The organism is Psychrobacter sp. CAL346-MNA-CIBAN-0220, from assembly GCF_040309805.1.
In the GTDB taxonomy this organism is placed as follows: domain Bacteria; phylum Pseudomonadota; class Gammaproteobacteria; order Pseudomonadales; family Moraxellaceae; genus Psychrobacter.
The window spans coordinates 1-278 of record NZ_JBEOPF010000185.1; the positions used below are offsets into that span (position 1 = coordinate 1).

A 278-nucleotide genomic window follows, 5' to 3' on the forward strand; every position below is an offset into this window, starting at 1 on the left:
GTAAAAGAGCACTGCGGCAGTTGCAGCGCCTGTATTGACATCTGTCCAACCCAAGCGATTGTCGCCCCCTATGAGCTCAATGCTTCTGCCTGTATCTCTTATTTAACGATTGAGCATGATGGGGTGATTGATACCAAATATCGACGCGCAATTGGCAACCGTGTCTTTGGCTGTGATGACTGTCAGCTTATTTGTCCGTGGAATCGCTACGCCAACCTTACAACCGTAGAAGACTTTACACCACGGCATCAGCTTGATAACAGCAGTTTGCTTGAGCT

Annotated in this window: 1 protein-coding gene; it reads left to right on the forward strand. The window is 48.2% G+C overall.

What is annotated here, in order from left to right; genetic code table 11:
- The coding region (locus tag AAEY88_RS13250; protein ID WP_350563138.1) for a 4Fe-4S double cluster binding domain-containing protein at positions 1 to 278 on the forward strand (278 nt) is incomplete at both ends.